The sequence below is a fragment of the Sphingobacterium sp. MAE genome (genome assembly GCF_056711605.1).
This window is the reverse complement of sequence record NZ_CM160044.1, coordinates 1,702,707-1,721,027: the sequence shown is the minus strand read 5'-3', so window position 1 is coordinate 1,721,027 and position 18,321 is coordinate 1,702,707. Positions and strand designations below refer to the sequence as shown.

Here is an 18,321-nt window from a genome sequence, read left to right as displayed (position 1 = left end):
TATTAAAAAAATAAACGAGCGATTAATACATTTGCTATGTCTAAATATACTATTTCTAACGCATTTTCTCAAACATTCAGATTTCCGATCTGGAAAATAGAAATAGATGAAAAGAGTAAATTAATCGCAATAGAGTGCCGTGATCCCCAAAATACCTTACCATATATTAGTGTTATGGATTTTGATGGACTGGTGCATTTGGATCATTATATCTTGCCTGAAAAGGAATGGACATTGACCGCTATACAAGGTAAAAAAGTCATTTTGAAAAAAGTATCGGAAAATAGCCCGGTATCGCCAGGACTATGGATGATCGATTATACCAATCCTACTACGACCTCTTTGTTTCATCAGTATCAATATTTAGGTATACTGAATGGCTATATCCAAATGAGGCCCCAGCATATCACGTCTGGGTTTGAGCTCTACTTTTCACTTAAAGATCAGGAAGTGTTGACCAGCATACCAACAGAAATTAAACCTTTTGAAAATGATATAGTCTTTCCATTGGAATTTAATGCTGAAAAACCTGGATTTTTGCAGCATTATCATAATGAAGATCTTTGGATCAGTAAATGCCATGATCATTTTTTATGGTGTTTTCATGAAAAGCAGCAGGATAAATATATAGTCAGATTACTGATCTCCGATCAAAAACAGATTCTAGATGAAGCAGTAATTATTCGGGATCTAGATTTAAAATTGGTGCAAATTTATTTTCAGATTGGGTGTCAGATTTTTCTTTTAACACACAATAAACAGGAATTTGTATCGTATTTAGTATAATTGTAAAACATGATGAATATTCTATCAAAATCTACCACATATAAAACACTAGCATTCTTATCATTAACAATGTTAGCTATGAATCATAACAAAGTGACAGCGGGCACATTTTCTACAACTGCTGTACCTGATTCAGTAGGAGTCGAAAAAATCGATGGTCAGGAATATGTTCTTTTCAAAATTGAAAAGGGCGACAACTATTATCAATTGAGTAAGCGGTATAAAACAAGTGTTGGCAAATTAACAGAGTTAAATGGAAATAAAACATTGGCTGTCGGACAGATTGTTAAAATCCCTACCGGAAGAATGTTTTATGTAACACCAAGTAATCCGAAGAATAACAATAAAGGAACTCAAAAAGAACTCATCGATTATAAAGTCGGTGACCAAGAAACACTTTATGCGATCTCCCGTAAATTTGATGTAACAGTTGAAGAAATCAAAAGAGCGAATAATTTGCGTTCTAATAATATCAGTGGCGGCCAGATTTTAAAAATCCCAAGTAATGGTACTTTTATTATTCCACAAAAGCCAGATACCATTTTAATTACTCCAGATACCACCACTGTAGAAGAACCGACTATTACAGCCAATAAATATGGTATTCGTGAAAAAACAGAACGTGGGATCGGTGTTTGGATTGATGGACTGAACGAAAGCGGCACCAGCAATTTGGCTCTTCATAAAACAGCGGCTATCGGTACCGTCTTAAAAATCACGAACCCCATGACCAGAAGTGTCACTTATGCAAAAGTTGTTGGGAAATTTAATGAAAATGCAGATACGCACAATGCAATAGTTGTTTTATCAAAATCTGCAGCAGCCTATATTGGCGCATTAGATAAACGCTTTCAAGTCGAAATTACTTACGGAGTTCCCTTAGAGGACTAGTATGCATCGATTCTTTTCGAATATTATATATTAAATGAATAAAAAACCATATGTCATAGGAATCGCAGGTAGCAGCGGTTCTGGTAAAACATTTTTTCTAAACTGTTTTTTAAAACACTTTAGTCCTGAAGAAGTAACGCTCATCTCACAAGATGACTATTACATTCCTGCTAATACAAAAACTCAGGAGGAAAATAAATTGTACAATTTTGATCTTCCAACTTCAATCGATCGCGATGCTTTTTACAAAGATATTAGTGATCTTTTTGAAGGCAAAACAATTTATAAAGAAGAATATACGTTCAACAATCCGGCAATAAAGCCTAAGATGTTGGAAATAAAACCAGCACCGATTCTAATCATTGAAGGTCTGTTTATCTATCACTATACAGAGGTAAATCAGTTGATTGATCATCGTATATTTTTAGATGCAAATCAAGAAATCGCTTTGGAACGCAGGTTGCGTCGTGATCTGATCGAACGCGGCTATTTTGAAGATGATGTGCTATATAAGTGGGTCAATCACGTGTTACCATCTTATAATGAATATTTATTGCCTTACAAAAATACCTGTGATCAGGTCATTATCAATAATACGGATGATCCAGCACCAATTTGGAAGATCACGGATGATATCTGTCAGGAACTTAAAGATAAAATATATAAATAACGATTAAAAGACTGCACGATGCAGTCTTTTTTGTTTTCAATCTGTACTAAAGGGTTTGTGTATACTTATTATTTAGCTATCTTTGCGCCAGCAAACAAATTATACTAATGAGCCATTCTGTAAAGATTAAAAATGCTTTAGTGTCTGTATATTATAAAGACAACTTAGCACCATTAATTCAATTATTAAACAAATACGGTGTTACCTTCTATTCTACAGGTGGCACAGAAGCTTTCATCAAAGATCTAGGTATTGATGTAGTTCCTGTAGAAGACTTAACGAGCTATCCTTCTATTTTAGGAGGTCGTGTTAAAACATTACACCCAAAAGTATTTGGTGGTATATTAGCAAGAAGACCTTTGGAAAGTGATCAACAGCAATTAGCACAATACGAAATTCCAGAAATTGATTTAGTCATTGTTGATTTATATCCATTTGAAGAAACAGTCGCTTCTGGAGCTTCAGAGGAAGATATCATCGAAAAAATTGATATCGGAGGTATTTCATTGATCCGTGCTGCAGCCAAAAACTTTAATGATGTCGTTATTTTATCTTCAAAAAATGACTATACGGCATTAGAAGAAATGCTAGCCAATCAAGAAGGAACAACAACTTTGGAACAACGTAAAGAATTTGCTAAGCTGGCTTTCAATACTTCTTCTCACTACGACACTGCTATTTTCAATTACTTCAATAAAGAAAATACACTTGATGTCTTCAAACAATCTGAACAAAAAGCTCAAGTATTGCGTTACGGCGAAAACCCTCATCAAAAAGGTGTTTTCTATGGTGATTTAGAGGCTATGTTCACCAAATTGAACGGGAAAGAATTATCGTATAACAATTTAGTAGATGTTGATGCAGCAGTAGCAATTATTGATGAATTTACAGAACCAACATTTGCAATTTTAAAACATACAAATGCATGTGGAGTAGCTTCACGTCCAACAATCAAACAAGCATGGGTTGATGCTTTAGCGTGTGATCCAGTTTCTGCATTTGGTGGTGTACTGATTACAAATGGTGAGGTCGATGCTGAAACTGCTACTGAAATCAATAATTTGTTTTTTGAAGTGCTCATCGCTCCTGCTTACTCTGAAGAAGCAATTGCAATTCTTACAGCAAAGAAAAACCGCATTATTTTAGTACGCAAAGAAGTGGAATTACCTACACAACAATTCAAAACATTGTTGAACGGGGTTATCCAACAGGATAAGGACAATACGGTTGAAGGACCTGAGGAAATGACTGCAGTTACTCGTGTAGTACCAACAGCAGCTCAATTAGAAGACTTATTTTTCGCAAACAAAATTGTAAAACATACGAAATCAAATACAATTGTATTTGCTAAAAATGGCACATTAATTACTTCTGGTGTAGGCCAGACATCAAGAGTAGACTCTTTGAAACAAGCTATTGAAAAAGCAAATGCTTTTGGGTTTGACTTGAAAGGTTGTTCAATGGCTTCTGATGCTTTCTTCCCTTTCCCTGACTGTGTTGAAATTGCAGCTGAGGCGGGTATCGCAGCAGTGCTTCAACCAGGAGGATCGATCAAAGATCAGTTATCTATTGATATGTGCAATGAAAAAGGGTTAGCGATGGTCACCACAGGTGTGCGCCATTTCAAACACTAATCATCCATAATAAACAATTTTTAAAAAAAAGGCTCATAAATTTTTATTATGAGCCTTTTTTGATAGATCAATTCACATCACTGCAATTTCCAATAATTAGAAAGAGGTTAATGCTTATCTTTGATATCATTATAATTTCAGGTTGTTCATTTTCATAAAAATAGTTTAAACATCTAGCGTATGTACATTGCAATTTTAAGAGGGATCAATGTAAGTGGCCGAAATCTCATCAAAATGGAGGCTTTGCGACATGCTTTTGAATCATTAGGTTTTAAACAAATCTCTACCTATATCCAAAGTGGAAATGTGATATTTCACTCTGATATCACAGATGAAACTACTTTGGAAAATATAATCAGAAATATGATCTTACAGGATTTCGGTTATGATATTCCGTGTATAGTTGTTCACGCAGATCAATTAGAACAGATTATCGACCAAAATCCGCTCACTGCCCAGATCGATAAAGATGTGGCTTTTTTTCATGTAACCTTACTAGCTGAAAAACCAAAATCAAATGATATGACTAGTCTAAGGGAAAAGAAACAACTTGATGAAGAAATCTTTTTGGTTGATAGAGCGGTTTATCTATACTGCCCATATGGGTACGGGAAGACCAAATTAACGAACAACCTAATCGAATCAAAACTAAAAGTATCTGCTACGACAAGAAATTGGAGAACACTCCATGAACTACTTAAAATGGCATCACAAACAGTTCTTTAATAATAAAGGCGACCGATGGTCGCCTTTATTATTATCATAATAATTTTTAGATACTTGGAATATTCACCAGTTCATTGGTATCAGCATTATAATCGATACCATCAAAATTAAAACCGAATAGGTTAAAGAATTCGTCACGGTAACCTTGTATGTCTGAAATTTCAGATAAATTTTCTGTACATGCTTGTTCCCAAAGTGCAGCTACCTCAGCTTGTACATCTGCTCTCATTTCTAAATCGTCAACACGGATGCGGCCTTTTTCGTCCAATTGAACTTGACCATCAGCCGTATAAAGACGTTCGGCAAATAAACGTTGCATCTGCTCGATTGTTCCTTCGTGAATACCTTTTTCTTTCATCACTTTATATAACAATGAAATATATAAAGGAACAACAGGAATTGCTGAACTCGACTGTGTCACTAAAGCTTTATTAACAGATACATAAGAGATACCGTTAATGTCTTTCAATAATGCATTGATCGCTGGGACAGTACCTTCTAAATCATCTTTAGCACGACCAATTGTACCATTACGATAAATTGGGAATGTAAGCTCAGGGCCGATATAAGAATAAGCAACAGTCTTAGCACCGTCTGCTAAAACTCCAGCTTCTTTTAAATCTTCCATCCAGAATTTCCAATCTTCACCACCCATCACTGCTACTGTATTTGAAATATCTTCTTCATTATCAATCGGATTGATTGTGATATCAGAAACTACACCAGTATGAAAATCTACTGTTTTATTTGTAAAAGGAACATCGATTGGTTTCAAAACAGATGCATATGCAACGCCTGTTTTGGGATGTGTTCTTCGTGGAGAAGCTAAACTGTAAATGACTAAATCTACTTGACCTAAGTCTTGTTTAATTAGTTCGATCGTTTGTTTTTTGATTTCATCTGAAAAAGCATCGCCATTGATACTTTTTGCATAAAGACCAGCTTCTTGTGCTTCTTTTTCAAAAGCAGCGGTATTGTACCAACCAGCTGTACCAGGTTTACCTTCTGCTGCTGGTTTTTCAAAAAATACGCCAATCGTTGCTGCTCCAGAACCAAATGCTGCCGAAATACGAGATGCAATACCAAATCCCGTAGATGCACCAATGACCAATACTTTCTTAGGGCCATTGGCAATTTCGCCTTTGGATTTTACGTATTCAATCTGGTTTTTAATGTTTTGCGCAGTTCCTTCTGGATGCGAGGTTAAACAAATAAAACCTCTAGTTCTTGGTTGTATAATCATAATGATTAATTTTCTTACTCATGTTTTATTAAGGATGCAAAATAAACAAATTTTAGTAACAATTGATGCATAAATCAAGAATATCTTTTCAAGATATTGGATTCAATGCCTCTTGTTATTCTCATATCCATTAATTACTTTAGAAGAGATTAATCTTCATGCTTACAAAATATGCTCCTTACAAATAAATCAAAAGCACTTTCACTCGGTATATTAGCCTCCTTATTTTTTGCAAGCACATTTGTACTTAACCGTATCATGGCTGTTTCTGGGGGTGGATGGCAGTGGTCAGCAGCCTTACGCTTTGTATGGATGCTGCCTCTATTATTACTCATCGTTATGATACGGGGAAATTTTAAGCAATTACTGTTAGAGATGAAAACTAATCTAGGACAATGGGTGCTTTGGAGTACAATTGGATTTGGACTCTTTTATGCTCTATTGACATTTGGTGCCAGTTATGGGCCTTCGTGGTTAGTTGCAGGTACATTTGAGTTTACCATCATTGCAGGTATGTTTATTGGTCCTCTAATCGAAAAAAGAGGTCAGCGACAGCCCTTTTCAAAAGCTACTTTATTTTTTTCTTGCATTATTTTCTTGGGTATAATAATCATGCAAATTTCTGAAGCAAAATCTACTTCTTGGCCAACCCTATTAGGAGGTGCTATCCCTGTTTTAATCGCTGCGATTGCCTATCCACTCGGTAACCGAAAAATGATGGGCATCACAAAAGGGCGTTTGGATACTTATCAACGTACTCTGGGCATGACCCTTGCGAGCATGCCTTTCTGGATCATCCTGATGGTATATGGCTATCAAGAACATGGACTTCCAGATCAAGACAAGCTCTTCCAAACTCTGCTCGTGGCTGTATTTTCGGGCGTTATCGCCACATTGCTCTTCTTTAAAGGGACAGAACTGGTACAACATGATCATAAAGGACTTGCTGCTGTAGAGGCTACCCAAGCCTTGGAAGTGATCTTTACACTAGTTGGTGAAATCATGATTTTAAGCAGTCCTTTCCCTAACAACCTAGCTACTTTGGGTATTTTCTTAGTGGTAGTAGGTATGTATCTGCATAGTAAAAACAATTAATGATTGAGGGTCTTACTTATTTTATCTAAATTGAGGCTATTGGCCATAGCCGAAAATATTTTGTAATAAGTGCCTCGTTGATCGTAAAGATCTTCGTGGATACCTTTTTCTACTACCCGACCTTTTTCCATAACCACAATTTCATTGGAATCAATAATCTGGGAGATACTATGCGAGACAATAATAACCGTACGGTCTTTCTTGATTGCATCTAAGCTATTTTTTATTTGCTCAGTAGCGATTGCATCTAAATTAGCCGTTGGCTCATCCAAGAAAATAATTGGCGGATTTTTTAAAAATAGTCGGGCAATGGCAATACGTTGTTGTTGACCGCCAGATAAGAGATGAGCACCGGAGTCATATCCTTGTGGTAATTCCATAATCTGTTCATGGATATAAGCGTCCTTGGCCGCCTGTATGATTTCTCCTCTTGTACTCCCTATTTTTCCATATTCGATATTTTCGAAAATCGATCCTTTAAAAATATGGTTGCGCTGCAATACCATACCAATATTTTTTCGCAAAAAATTGGTATCATAGTTTTTAAGATCCACGCTATCCAATAGTATCCTCCCTGCTGTAGGTTCATAAAATTTGTCGAGCAGATTGATCACTGTGCTTTTTCCGGCGCCGCTCAGTCCAACTAGTGCTGTGATCTGATTGGGTTTTATTTCAAAGGAGATATCTCGGAGTGCATGAGTGCCATTGGGGTACTCAAATGATACATCTTCAATCACTATGTGACCTTTAATTTGATCAGGTCTGAAAGTTCCACTCCCTTCGATCAGGTCGTCAGATTCCAGTATTTCGAAAAAAGATTCTGAATAGATCAAAGCATCGTTGACCTCATCATAGATGCGATGCAATTGGCGGATTGGTGCAGAGACATTGGAAAATAGCATAATATGAAACATGATTGCACCGATGGTAATCTGGTTGTCCAAGACCAAAAAAGCGGTTAACACAATGATGGCAACGACCGCTATTTGTTCAATAAAGTTCTTTAAGCTATCAAAAATGAAACTCGTTTTCCTTGTTTGCATCTGATTTTCGGTCATCTCATACTGGATCTTTTCATGGCGATCGGCCTCTTCAGGCTCGCGAACAAAAGATTTAATGACCAATATGGAGTCAATCAAATTGATGATCCTATTATTTTTCGATTCTCTATACTTCCGCATTTGACGTCTAAATCCACTTAATTTTCCAGCTTGTGTCTGACTGATATAAAAATAAATGGGGATGACTGCCAAGCCTACTAGTCCCACATATAGGTTTGCCATAAACATACAGACTAGGGCTACAATCGCATTGGCAAACAGTGGCAAGATATCGATAAAGAAATTTTGGACTAATCGCGTCAGTGAGCTGATACCCGAGTCGATCCGTGTTTGCAATTTGCCACTTTCATTTTCTTCTGACGTGTAAAAGGCCATCTTATATGTCAAGATTTTTTCGACAATGCGCTGTGAAAAATCACGGGCAATAAATATACGTAGTTTCTCACCATAAAACTTTTGACCAAATTGGATAAAAGAATAGACAATCTCTTTGACCAAAAGTACTCCCGAAATAACTCCTATCAAATGCATTCCCTTAGATAAAGGTTCTTTTGCCACCATCAAATCACTAATCGAATCAACCGTATACTTCAAAATAAAGGCATTGATCTGTGCAGCAAAAGAGCCAATTAAGGTCAAAATTAAAGTATAAAAAATAAGATTTTTATAAGGTTTGGCAAAAGGTGTTATTTTTTTAAACAGTAGTGATATCGTCATATATGAAGGAAAAAAAATGGAAACGACATGAAATTCGTTGTATTTAACTGATAACAACAATAATACCGAAACCAAAAAAAGATATAAAAAAAGGGAAATGAATCATTTCATTTCCCTTTTTAGGTATTCTTAAATACTAATGATTAGCCAAAAACATTATTCAATACTTTTGCTAAGCGTAAACCACCTTTTAACATGCAGTTTTCTACCGTATAAATGTTATTATAAATATAGTTGTAAGACAAATTTGCATTAAGCTCAACATCAGCATATATTTTATCCGATAGTTGATTTGATTCATATAACCAACTGGCCAACGTCCCTCCTTGCAATTGTTTCACTTCATTTTTATTTAAGATATCCAATACCGTTGCATACTCGGTATAGCTGTATTTTTCACCATCGATTAAATCAGAATCCCAAACGCGGTGGATATTGGATTTTTTACCAAACCAGCTGACTTCAATTTTATTACCACCCTGATCCTCAGCTCTACTGACGTGCATTGGTTGATGTGCGTCACCAATTAAATGAATCAACATGTATAAATTTTGTTTCTTTTTCTCCAGTGGCAAATCTTTATCTGCAAATGACTGCTCTAATCTCAATACAGATTTATATAAATTTTCATCGCTTGAATTTTCCATTGCCAATTGAAAATCCGCCCACGGTAAATGTGGATTAGTATTTATAAAGTGTGAATTTCCTAATTTTTTAAATTCATCGTGTGGATCCGACTTAATAAAATCACCCCAATTTGCCCAATAAGCCAGTTTTTGATTGCCAATTATTTTTTGAATATTTTTCTTTGCTTTTTTTGTCAAATGACGTTCTGCAACCTCGGCAACCACGCGATGTCCAGTAGACCCCCAAGCGAATACGGAAGAAATCTGCAAAGTCATGGCGAGTACAATCAGACTTTTTAGTATATTTTTCATAAACAATACAATTTTAGCGCAAAGGTAAAAATTACATCCTCAAATAAAACCCTATTCGCGTAACAATTTAACTTTTAAAAATTTCAAATCCGTACTGTGCATCGCACCAGAATTCATCCAATGCCATTAATCGCGGCTTGAAGAAAGAGATAAGATCTGGCCAATCTTCTTGTTTAAAAATACTCTTTCCCTCCATAGTCGTGTAAATCATGCTCACCAATTTGCCCTGCTCATCCATTACTTCTAAATCCCAAATCCACTCCTCTCCCAGTATGCCGGTCAACATAGTACGGTACTCTTCAAATTGCTCCCACAATAACGTTCGCATAGATATATCTTGATGGGTCCACTCGATGGCAATTAAAGCTACACGTTTATCTGCTTCCATTTTGAAGCGAAGATGTTTAATTCCCGTCCTATAGTTTACCCAATTGATCTTCTCACCATCTGCAGAAGTGTGTAATGCCATATACTGCCCAAATCGGGTCCAAAAAGTTTCCTTTAATTGTTTTACTTCTTCTCTTGAATACACCGCGTTAAATTTTGAAATAACGAAATTACTACTTTTATTTTCATAAAGCACCAAACATTCAGATCCACTTTGGCGTTTTTATTGCATATCATATTCGAAACACTTCATAATTTTAGAATAAATCATAAAACGATGGATAAGAAAAAATCACTACTCTTACTTGCCACTACTGCCGCAGTAACATTAGCTTACAATGCATTGAAGCCTGTCAAATCGAAGGTGAAAGTTGTCGAGCCTTTTGATATCGATCGTTACTTAGGTAAATGGTATGAAATCGCACGATTAGATTTTAAATGGGAAAAAGGTTTATCTCAGGTAACTGCGACTTATAACAAGAACGATGATGGAAGTATTGCTGTCAATAACCAAGGCTTTCTTGATCACAAAAATAAATGGAAACAGTCCATTGGTAAAGCGAAATTTAAGGATTCGCCAAAAAAAGGGGCTTTAAAAGTATCTTTTTTTGGTCCTTTTTATAGTGGTTATCATGTCGTAAAACTTGATCATAATTATCAATATGCACTGGTTTTTGGTGATAATTTGGACTATATGTGGATACTGTCGCGAGAAAAAAATATACCAGATGAAGTGAAATTAGCTTATCTGGAGTATGCTCGAAAATCTGGTTTTGCTATTGAGAACTTGGTTTGGACTCAACAAGATTAACCAAAAATTGGTTTTAAAACACTATAATCAAGAGTTGGATCTTGTGCAAAAACTTGAGCCAGCTCTTCTCTATCTTCTTTTGTGATCACCCCGCCAACACCTATATTATATAATTCAAGCAAATATAAAGAACCTTCAAGTTTGTTTTGATAGTTTAAAATTGCACTTCCAACATAAAAATTTAAGACAGATACGGCATATTCACCAAAAACATCAAATCCAAATCCAGTAGTTGATTGTACTGCAAAACGCATGTATTTTTCAAAGTCAGATTTTAAAATTTCTTTTAACTTTTGTTCCATACTCACAAAAATGCAATTTTATTATGAATTAAAAAAAGGAGGCGAATATGCTTCGCCTCCTTTTTTTAATTCGAAAATTGAAATTTATCGTACACTTACGGCAACAATACGATCCAATATGCGCTCAGATTCAGGTGCATCAGCCGCGGCTTTTGCAAACTCAGAGCCATACCCTTCTGCTCCAATCACTTGACTACTCGGTCCTTTGCCTACCAAATATACTTGAACTACTTGAGCACGGTCGGTAGATAATTTTTTATTAAAATCTTCATTTCCAGTTTTATCTGTATATCCTCCAATTTTAATGGTCGCCTCTGGAAATGCTTTCAAAATGGCTGCTAAATTTTCTAATTGCACTTGACTTTCTGGCAATACTTTAGCCGTGCCTGTTTCAAAATTCAAATTATCAAAATTAAACCATTTATCTTTTAATTGATCTTCGCTCATAGATTTATAATCCGTTTTTAGAAACTGAACCAGTTGATCTTCAATTCCGCCCTTATAAGCTTTTAATTTAACCCCATCAGGTAAAATAACTTCTAAACTTTCTCTTACTACAGGAACAACTGCAACAAAAGTGGTACCCGTATCTACAACCGTTCTTTCAACACTATCAGTGGCTGCAACTTGATCCTTATCTCCTTTGCAACCTTTTCCAAATAGGAACCATAGAACCGCAATGATAACAATTGGTATCAAGATCTTCCAGATTCCACCACCACCTGATGGTGGGGTTTCGGTATGCAAAGGATCAACAGTTGGCCCAGCTGGACGAGGCGGTATAATAGGCACATGATCAATTGGAGGCACTACAGGTGGTACAACAGTTAACGGGTCATCATGGGTTGCTTCCGCAGGAGGAACAACTTGGGGAGTCACCACAGCCAATTCTTCATCCTTGGCAACGGCCTCATCTGTGACGTCGGTTGGATGACTAATCGTTGGTTCGTCCTTTTTATCAAGAGGAACTGATACGAGGATAGCTTCTACTGGTTTATCAGATACAGGGTTATCAGGTATTGAACTTTCATCCGCTACTCGGTCAGTTGTCGATGATATTATCTGATCATCATGAGCAAAGGAAGTTCCAAATACCGCAAGACCTAGACCTGATGGTAAAGCTGCTGTAAAATGATGTTTATTTTCATCCAACAATCTGCCAATGGAACTTACGCTCCAATTGGTTCCATTTTGTGTCAAACTTGAAAATACAGCAGGTAGGGATAGATTCAATAATTTTTCAACAGTCGATCCGTTGCTACCAACAAAACTTGCTATCGACGAAATAATCGTATTCAGTTTATCTCCAAAAATAGAACTTAGCAGGTCATTATGATGTGGCTCCAAAGGCTCTGCATCTACCAACCCGTTGATGCGACCTGTTTCTGAATTTGTCTTTAAGAAGTCACTAAAATTAAAATCTCCATAATATTGTTTTGCTTTTTCAACAACAGAACTTAAACCTATCCCTGATTCCTTTTGTAAACCAATAAAAACAGTAGGCACAATTGCATCCATTGCAGTCCTTACATTTTCTTTATCTTCTCCTACGGAATTACCGAGCTTAGACAAGATATCATCGTTAAAAAATTCTTTAGCAGAATTTAAAAGATTCATTTCCATAATGTTCAAATTTTAGTTTATCTTTTATAGTAAGTGATATTGCTATATCAAGTGATATTATACAATTTCACCCTATTGTAACAATTATCTTGCAAGAATTGTTTTGCCAGTGCATTTTAATGTGGTAGCTTAAATGAATTTTAGTTGATTAATATAACGAACTTGATTCTAGCAATAATGTTCGTTTCGACCCATAATCTAAATTTAATATTAAGCAAATATAGGTTTGTTATATTCGCCACCTAATGAACACAACATATTCATTTTAATAACCAACATTCATTTTAACTTTAGACATGATTAAACGTACATTCGCAACCGCATTTTTCTACTTAGCATCACTATCCATTTTATTTGCTCAAAATAAACCGAAATATATATTCTACATGATCGGCGACGGTATGGGATTGAATCAGGTAAATTCAACAGAAGTATATCTGGCAGATCTTGAAAATCGGATCGGTGTGAAACCACTAATTTTTTCACAATTCCCGATCGCTACTTTTGCATCTACATATTCTCTTTCTAATGGTATTACAGATTCCGCAGCAGGTGGTACAGCCCTTGCGGTCGGCTCTAAAACAAAAAATGGTGTGATTGGAATGGATTCTACACAAACGAAACCACTAAAAAGCATCGCATATGCGGCTAAAGAGAAAGGACTAAAAGTAGGCATTACAACAAGTGTAAGTATTGATCATGCTACTCCCGCTTCATTTTATGCACACCAAACCAACAGAAACAAGTATTATGAAATTGCAACAGATATCACAAAATCAAATTTTGACTTTTTTGCTGGATCTGGATTTTTAAAGCATAATACCAATGCTGCTAAAGAATCTGTTACTCCTATCTTTAACCTATTTGAGAAATCGGGATATACATTAGCATTCGGAAAATCAGATTATAATCGTTTAAAAACAAAAGCGAACAAGATGATCTTGATGAATAATAAAGATACTGATCCAGAATCTTTAAAATTTGCGATTGACCAAAAAGATGGTGATCTAAATCTTAAAGATATAACGGAAGTAGCAATTGAATCGCTTACTAAAAATAATGACAAAGGCTTTTTCTTGATGGTCGAGGGTGGCAAGATTGATTGGTCAAGCCATAGCAATGACGCTGCTACCACACTGCACGAGGTGATCGATTTCAATAATGCCGTTCAGGTAGCTTATGATTTCTACTTAAAATACCCAGAAGAAACACTTATCATCATTACTGCTGACCATGAAACTGGTGGCATGACATTGGGTACGGGAAGTAGTAATCTAAACTTTAAAGCTCTTGCTAATCAAAAAGTTTCACAAGGAGAACTCTCTAAGATAATTTCTAAATTACGAATAAATCAACCGAATGCTACTTGGGAACAAATCAAAACTGTATTGTCAGATCATCTGGGATTATGGACTCAAGTTAAAGTCAATGCAAATCAAGAGAAAGCAATCTTTGATGCTTATGAAAATAGTTTTATCAAACATGTTAATGCAACTGAAAAAAGCCTCTATGCGAATGACGACAAGCTGGTTTCGATAGCTGTTAAAACTTTAAATGAAGTTGCTAATATTTCTTGGGGATCTGGTAATCACTCTGCAGGTTATGTTCCTATTTATGCTATAGGAGCTGGATCAGAACTGTTTACACATAAGATGGAAAATATCGATATTCCTAAAAAAATAGCACAAGCTGCAGACTTGAGCTTATAATAATCTTTAAATTAAGCAAAACGGGATATCACATGTGATATCCCGTTTTGCTTAATTATTTACTTACTTATCGCTTTGCTTTTGCAAATGTTTTTTCTCACTTTTTATATTTAAGAATTCTACTAGAACAGAAAAAGCCATCGCAAAATAAATATATCCTTTAGGAATATGCTGATCAAATGCTTCTGCTGTCAGTGATACTCCGATTAGAAGAAGGAACGATAGCGCCAACATCTTGACCGATGGATAATCATTGACAAACTTGCTGATTTGTTCTGCAGATAGCAACATGATCAATACAGCAATAATAACGGCAGCAACCATCACTCCGATCTGATCTACCATACCAACAGCTGTAATCACTGAATCTAGTGAAAAAACAATATCTAAAACTAATATCTGTAAGATCGTACTCATAAAAGTTGCGCTTTTTTTACTGACTTTTTGCTCATCGTGTGGACCATCCATTTTATGATGTATTTCCGTTGTACTTTTATAAATTAAAAATAGGCCTCCAATAAATAAAATCAAATCTCTTCCTGATAATTCCAAATAACGGGACCAATCGTGATTATCAATACCAAACGTGGTCGCTAGATTGATGAATGGTTCTGTCAATGACATAATCCATTTGATAGAGAATAACAATAATACGCGCGTTACCAATGCTAATATCAAGCCTAACTGACGCGCTTTCTTCTGCTGCTCGGCAGGAAGTTTACCACTGAGAATCGATATAAAAACAATATTATCGATACCAAGTACCACTTCTAGTACAGTCAATGTAAGCAGTGAAATCCAAATTTGTGGGTCCGAGATCCATTCCATAAAATATATTGGGGGTTTTTATAAATTAAATTATTTATAATGTGCTAACGAAAAAATATGGGGACTAAATCTGGTTAATCTTCCCTGACTATTTAAAAAATCTAAACTTATAACAAAACAGTACCCAGCAACTTCACCACCTAATTTTTCGATCAATTTACTCGCAGCCACAACTGTACCTCCTGTAGCCAATAAATCATCATGAATCAACACTTTACTTCCTTTGGGAAAAGCGTCTTCATGCATTTCGATAGTAGCCTGTCCATATTCAAGAGCATAGGATTCTGAAATCGTATGAAAAGGTAATTTACCCTGTTTACGAATAGGAATAAAAGGTACCTGTAAACGATTGGCCAACATCAATCCAAATAAAAAGCCTCTGCTTTCGATACCCGCTACAGCATCTAGTTGACAATCTTTGAGTTTATCTACAAATACGTCTACCATCTCTGTACATAGCTGCGCATCTTGCAATAATGGTGTGATATCTTTAAAAACGATTCCAGGTTTTGGAAAATCATATATATCACGAATGATATGTTTTAATTTTTCTTCAAGCATCATTAAAATGTTAAATATGGAGCAAGTTTACGCAAAAAATCATCATCTAATAGAATCACTTTTCTTAAATCACCTAAATTTTGAAAACCACCATGCTGATTACGGTAATTGACAATTGCTCTCGCTTGTTTCGGACTAATGTAAGGGTGTTTAGCCAAAGACTTCTCGTCCATTTGATTGATATCAAGTTTGGAAATAGCAATATCCGAGTTGATTTCCAGATTTGGAAGTATTTCTTCCAATGTCTCAGGCGATAATCCGTACACTTCTTTAATTTGGTCTACAGATACAAAACCACCTAGCGATTCGCGGTATTTTACGATTCGCTTTGCAAATATAGACCCGATTCCTTTCAATGTAATGAAAGCGGTCGTATCAGCTCTATTCACATCGATTATAGCGGGTAAATATTTCTTACCCAACGCAGTATTGCTTAGCATAGTACGATTTTCTAACTTATCCTGAGTTTGTTTTTGCATAGATGTTGGGGAGATCACAATAAAATTTTCTATTCGTTTAAATTCAGCTGGAGAAATGGAATAGATCTTGGCAAGATCTTTCTTATTATAAAATTTACCTCCTTTAGCTCTGAAATTGAAAATGACCTTTACCTGCTTTTTCGTAAAACCCAATTTCATCCATCCCTCCTCATCTAAGCTATTGGGATCAAAATGGAACAAGCTTTTTTCTCTATTTACATCTATAGAGGATGTATTCTCTGTCTTTGAAGAGTATGTGTTTTGATAATCGTGATCAGCATTTACAGCTTTTTGAGTAGCTGTAAATGATTGAATATTATAGTGATCGAAGTCAGTTTTATTTAAAAAATTGACAATATATGGAAAACTGAACAGCAATAAGATCAATATACAAAGTATAAAGAAACCATTCTGTTCAGTTCTTGATAAATTAAAATATTTAAAAAAATGCTGTAACACTTGGACTTAGTTTCGTTTAAAATACATATTTTTTAAATAAGATAAAACAAAACAATTGAAAATCAAACAAATACTAAATAAACGAATATCTACAAGCTGTTTTTATCTACTTTTTCGACTTTGCTGTCATTCTTCAATGTTTTTGATATTGCATCAAATGGTCTAGAAACAACTTCGTCACCTTTTTTAAGTCCCGATAAAATAATGATATTTTTATCATCTTGAATCCCTGTTTTGACAACAGTCTGTTTTGCCAAACCATTATTGAATACAAACACATACTCTTTGAGGCTATCGGTACTTAGACTATCTGCTCCACTACCATTTCTTATCGTTACGGATTGGATTGGAATTGCTAGCCCCTTTTGTTGCTTTGTGAAGATTTGTACCGTAGCAGATAAACCTGGTTTAAAAGGAGATACATGATTTTCTTTTAACAGATCTTCATAAGAACTTAACTGGATTCTCACTTTTACGTTAAAATTGGTAACCTGTTCTGTTGAAGAACCTGCGCTAACAGTTGCAATATTTTTAGATGAAGAAGCGATTTCAGTGACGATACCTTTAAATTTACGATCTTGATATGCATCTACTTCAATTTCGGCTTCATTTCCTACACGTACACGGTTGATATCATTTTCATTAACATCTACATTCACTTCCATGGCGTCCATATTAGCGATACGCATGATTTCGGTTCCAGCCATCTGTGCTGTCCCCACCACACGCTCTCCCAATTCGATTGACAATAACGATACAACACCATCACTCGGTGAATAGATCGTGGTACGATCCAAATTATCCTTTGCCTCTTTTACAGTTGCCTGTGATTGATCAATGCCAAATTTAGTGGAAAGTACATTTTGTTTTTGCGCTTCGATAGCTGCCAAAGCGGAATAATATTCGGATGAACTTTTATCCATCTCTGCAGCAGAAATTACTCTTTTATTAAACAATTCCAAATTTCGTTTATAAGTAGCTTCCACATTCCTAAAATTAGCTTGTTGCTGTTTCAACTGTTGTTGAGCAGCAGCTAGATTTGCCTTTTGTGAATTTAGGGTCGCAATCGATCGCTCATATCCAGACTGCAAAATATCTGGTTTGATACGACATAACACTTGACCTTTCTTAACAATATCGCCTTCTTTGATGTTCAACTCTACAACCTCTCCTGATACCTCAGAACTTAATTTGACTTCAAATTCAGGTTGTATTTTTCCACTTGCCGACACCAGTTCATTGATATTCATCTCTTTGGCTACGTCTACTGCAACCTTGACCACATCCCCTTTTCCGAACCATCCCAATTTGCTCCCCACCAAAACCAATACGAGGATAACGACTGCACTGATGAGTATGATTTTTGGTAATTTACTTTTCTTTTTAGCCATTTCAGATTTT

The 18,321-nt window shown here is 35.6% G+C and carries 18 protein-coding genes; 8 read left to right on the top strand and 10 right to left on the bottom strand.

Annotated features, from left to right (window positions below; translation table 11 throughout):
- Positions 1-36: 36 nt before the first annotated feature.
- The 5 genes from AC06G9_RS07220 to AC06G9_RS07200 all read left to right on the top strand — a co-directional run bounded on the left by AC06G9_RS07220 (position 37) and on the right by AC06G9_RS07200 (position 4,707).
- Positions 37-786: a hypothetical protein gene (locus tag AC06G9_RS07220; protein ID WP_045753118.1), complete on the top strand. Its 750-nt coding sequence runs from the start codon at positions 37-39 to the stop codon at positions 784-786.
- A gap of 78 nt (positions 787-864) precedes the next feature.
- Positions 865-1,677, top strand: coding sequence for a LysM peptidoglycan-binding domain-containing protein (locus AC06G9_RS07215; protein ID WP_260950034.1), 813 nt, complete (start codon positions 865-867; stop codon positions 1,675-1,677).
- Positions 1,678-1,711: 34 nt separating this feature from the next.
- Complete coding sequence (locus AC06G9_RS07210; protein WP_248754245.1) at positions 1,712-2,347, top strand: uridine kinase family protein; 636 nt, start codon at positions 1,712-1,714, stop codon at positions 2,345-2,347.
- A gap of 107 nt (positions 2,348-2,454) precedes the next feature.
- The gene (gene purH / locus AC06G9_RS07205) at positions 2,455-3,981 is read left to right on the top strand and encodes a bifunctional phosphoribosylaminoimidazolecarboxamide formyltransferase/IMP cyclohydrolase (protein WP_293927833.1); all 1,527 of its coding nucleotides are present in this window, start codon (positions 2,455-2,457) and stop codon (positions 3,979-3,981) included.
- A gap of 180 nt (positions 3,982-4,161) precedes the next feature.
- Positions 4,162-4,707 carry a DUF1697 domain-containing protein gene (locus AC06G9_RS07200; RefSeq protein ID WP_248754247.1) on the top strand — a complete coding sequence of 182 codons (546 nt, stop codon included), beginning with the start codon at positions 4,162-4,164 and terminating at the stop codon, positions 4,705-4,707.
- 46 nt (positions 4,708-4,753) lie between these two features.
- On the opposite strand, the gene fabV is transcribed toward AC06G9_RS07200, so the two are convergent.
- A complete protein-coding gene (fabV, locus tag AC06G9_RS07195) occupies positions 4,754-5,950 on the bottom strand; it encodes an enoyl-ACP reductase FabV (protein WP_108157377.1) in 1,197 nt (398 codons plus the stop codon).
- 171 nt (positions 5,951-6,121) lie between these two features.
- Between fabV and AC06G9_RS07190 the strand changes: the two genes are divergently transcribed.
- Entirely contained in the window at positions 6,122-7,045 is a 924-nt protein-coding gene (locus AC06G9_RS07190; protein WP_480957790.1) for a DMT family transporter, read from the top strand.
- On the opposite strand, the gene AC06G9_RS07185 is transcribed toward AC06G9_RS07190, so the two are convergent.
- From AC06G9_RS07185 to AC06G9_RS07175, 3 genes are all read right to left on the bottom strand, one after another.
- On the bottom strand, positions 7,042-8,823 hold the full coding sequence (locus AC06G9_RS07185; protein ID WP_480957789.1) for an ABC transporter ATP-binding protein: 1,782 nt from the start codon (positions 8,821-8,823) through the stop codon (positions 7,042-7,044). The genes AC06G9_RS07190 and AC06G9_RS07185 overlap by 4 nt on opposite strands.
- 143 nt (positions 8,824-8,966) lie before the next feature.
- Entirely contained in the window at positions 8,967-9,761 is a 795-nt protein-coding gene (locus tag AC06G9_RS07180) for a S1/P1 nuclease (RefSeq protein ID WP_045753126.1), read from the bottom strand.
- 67 nt (positions 9,762-9,828) lie between these two features.
- Complete coding sequence (locus tag AC06G9_RS07175; protein WP_045753127.1) at positions 9,829-10,293, bottom strand: DUF4268 domain-containing protein; 465 nt, start codon at positions 10,291-10,293, stop codon at positions 9,829-9,831.
- A 132-nt stretch (positions 10,294-10,425) separates the two neighbouring features.
- On the opposite strand from AC06G9_RS07175, the gene AC06G9_RS07170 reads away from it, so the two are divergent.
- A complete protein-coding gene (locus tag AC06G9_RS07170; protein ID WP_293927818.1) occupies positions 10,426-10,959 on the top strand; it encodes a lipocalin family protein in 534 nt (177 codons plus the stop codon).
- On the opposite strand, the gene AC06G9_RS07165 is transcribed toward AC06G9_RS07170, so the two are convergent.
- On the bottom strand, positions 10,956-11,261 hold the full coding sequence (locus AC06G9_RS07165; RefSeq protein WP_248754253.1) for a hypothetical protein: 306 nt from the start codon (positions 11,259-11,261) through the stop codon (positions 10,956-10,958). The genes AC06G9_RS07170 and AC06G9_RS07165 overlap by 4 nt on opposite strands.
- An 84-nt stretch (positions 11,262-11,345) precedes the next feature.
- Positions 11,346-12,884 (bottom strand): OmpA family protein, encoded by a 1,539-nt coding sequence (locus tag AC06G9_RS07160; protein WP_480957788.1) that lies wholly within the window; start codon positions 12,882-12,884, stop codon positions 11,346-11,348.
- Positions 12,885-13,180: 296 nt separating this feature from the next.
- Between AC06G9_RS07160 and AC06G9_RS07155 the strand changes: the two genes are divergently transcribed.
- Positions 13,181-14,593: an alkaline phosphatase gene (locus AC06G9_RS07155; RefSeq protein WP_248754257.1), complete on the top strand. Its 1,413-nt coding sequence runs from the start codon at positions 13,181-13,183 to the stop codon at positions 14,591-14,593.
- Positions 14,594-14,656: 63 nt separating this feature from the next.
- Here the strand turns inward: AC06G9_RS07155 and AC06G9_RS07150 are convergent, their stop codons facing one another.
- From AC06G9_RS07150 to AC06G9_RS07135, 4 genes are all read right to left on the bottom strand, one after another.
- On the bottom strand, positions 14,657-15,421 hold the full coding sequence (locus AC06G9_RS07150) for a TerC family protein (RefSeq protein ID WP_480957787.1): 765 nt from the start codon (positions 15,419-15,421) through the stop codon (positions 14,657-14,659).
- Positions 15,422-15,451: 30 nt separating this feature from the next.
- Positions 15,452-15,982 (bottom strand): adenine phosphoribosyltransferase, encoded by a 531-nt coding sequence (locus AC06G9_RS07145; RefSeq protein ID WP_293927893.1) that lies wholly within the window; start codon positions 15,980-15,982, stop codon positions 15,452-15,454.
- Between the two features lie 2 nt (positions 15,983-15,984).
- On the bottom strand, positions 15,985-16,920 hold the full coding sequence (locus AC06G9_RS07140) for a helix-hairpin-helix domain-containing protein (RefSeq protein ID WP_480957786.1): 936 nt from the start codon (positions 16,918-16,920) through the stop codon (positions 15,985-15,987).
- Positions 16,921-17,009: 89 nt separating this feature from the next.
- Positions 17,010-18,311 carry an efflux RND transporter periplasmic adaptor subunit gene (locus AC06G9_RS07135; RefSeq protein ID WP_045753136.1) on the bottom strand — a complete coding sequence of 434 codons (1,302 nt, stop codon included), beginning with the start codon at positions 18,309-18,311 and terminating at the stop codon, positions 17,010-17,012.
- Positions 18,312-18,321: the final 10 nt, after the last annotated feature.

Excerpts from the sequence above, each read along its gene's own strand:
- AC06G9_RS07145 (WP_293927893.1), bottom strand. The coding sequence starts at position 15,982 with ATGCTTGAAGAAAAATTAAAACATATCATTCGTGATATATATGATTTT.
- AC06G9_RS07150 (WP_480957787.1), bottom strand. The coding sequence starts at position 15,421 with ATGGAATGGATCTCGGACCCACAAATTTGGATTTCACTGCTTACATTG.
- AC06G9_RS07210 (WP_248754245.1), top strand. The coding sequence starts at position 1,712 with ATGAATAAAAAACCATATGTCATAGGAATCGCAGGTAGCAGCGGTTCT.
- AC06G9_RS07200 (WP_248754247.1), top strand. The coding sequence starts at position 4,162 with ATGTACATTGCAATTTTAAGAGGGATCAATGTAAGTGGCCGAAATCTC.
- AC06G9_RS07185 (WP_480957789.1), bottom strand. The coding sequence starts at position 8,823 with ATGACGATATCACTACTGTTTAAAAAAATAACACCTTTTGCCAAACCT.
- AC06G9_RS07215 (WP_260950034.1), top strand. The coding sequence starts at position 865 with ATGAATCATAACAAAGTGACAGCGGGCACATTTTCTACAACTGCTGTA.
- purH (WP_293927833.1), top strand. The coding sequence starts at position 2,455 with ATGAGCCATTCTGTAAAGATTAAAAATGCTTTAGTGTCTGTATATTAT.
- AC06G9_RS07170 (WP_293927818.1), top strand. The coding sequence starts at position 10,426 with ATGGATAAGAAAAAATCACTACTCTTACTTGCCACTACTGCCGCAGTA.
- AC06G9_RS07155 (WP_248754257.1), top strand. The coding sequence starts at position 13,181 with ATGATTAAACGTACATTCGCAACCGCATTTTTCTACTTAGCATCACTA.
- AC06G9_RS07180 (WP_045753126.1), bottom strand. The coding sequence starts at position 9,761 with ATGAAAAATATACTAAAAAGTCTGATTGTACTCGCCATGACTTTGCAG.
- fabV (WP_108157377.1), bottom strand. The coding sequence starts at position 5,950 with ATGATTATACAACCAAGAACTAGAGGTTTTATTTGTTTAACCTCGCAT.
- AC06G9_RS07165 (WP_248754253.1), bottom strand. The coding sequence starts at position 11,261 with ATGGAACAAAAGTTAAAAGAAATTTTAAAATCTGACTTTGAAAAATAC.
- AC06G9_RS07190 (WP_480957790.1), top strand. The coding sequence starts at position 6,122 with ATGCTCCTTACAAATAAATCAAAAGCACTTTCACTCGGTATATTAGCC.
- AC06G9_RS07220 (WP_045753118.1), top strand. The coding sequence starts at position 37 with ATGTCTAAATATACTATTTCTAACGCATTTTCTCAAACATTCAGATTT.
- AC06G9_RS07160 (WP_480957788.1), bottom strand. The coding sequence starts at position 12,884 with ATGGAAATGAATCTTTTAAATTCTGCTAAAGAATTTTTTAACGATGAT.
- AC06G9_RS07135 (WP_045753136.1), bottom strand. The coding sequence starts at position 18,311 with ATGGCTAAAAAGAAAAGTAAATTACCAAAAATCATACTCATCAGTGCA.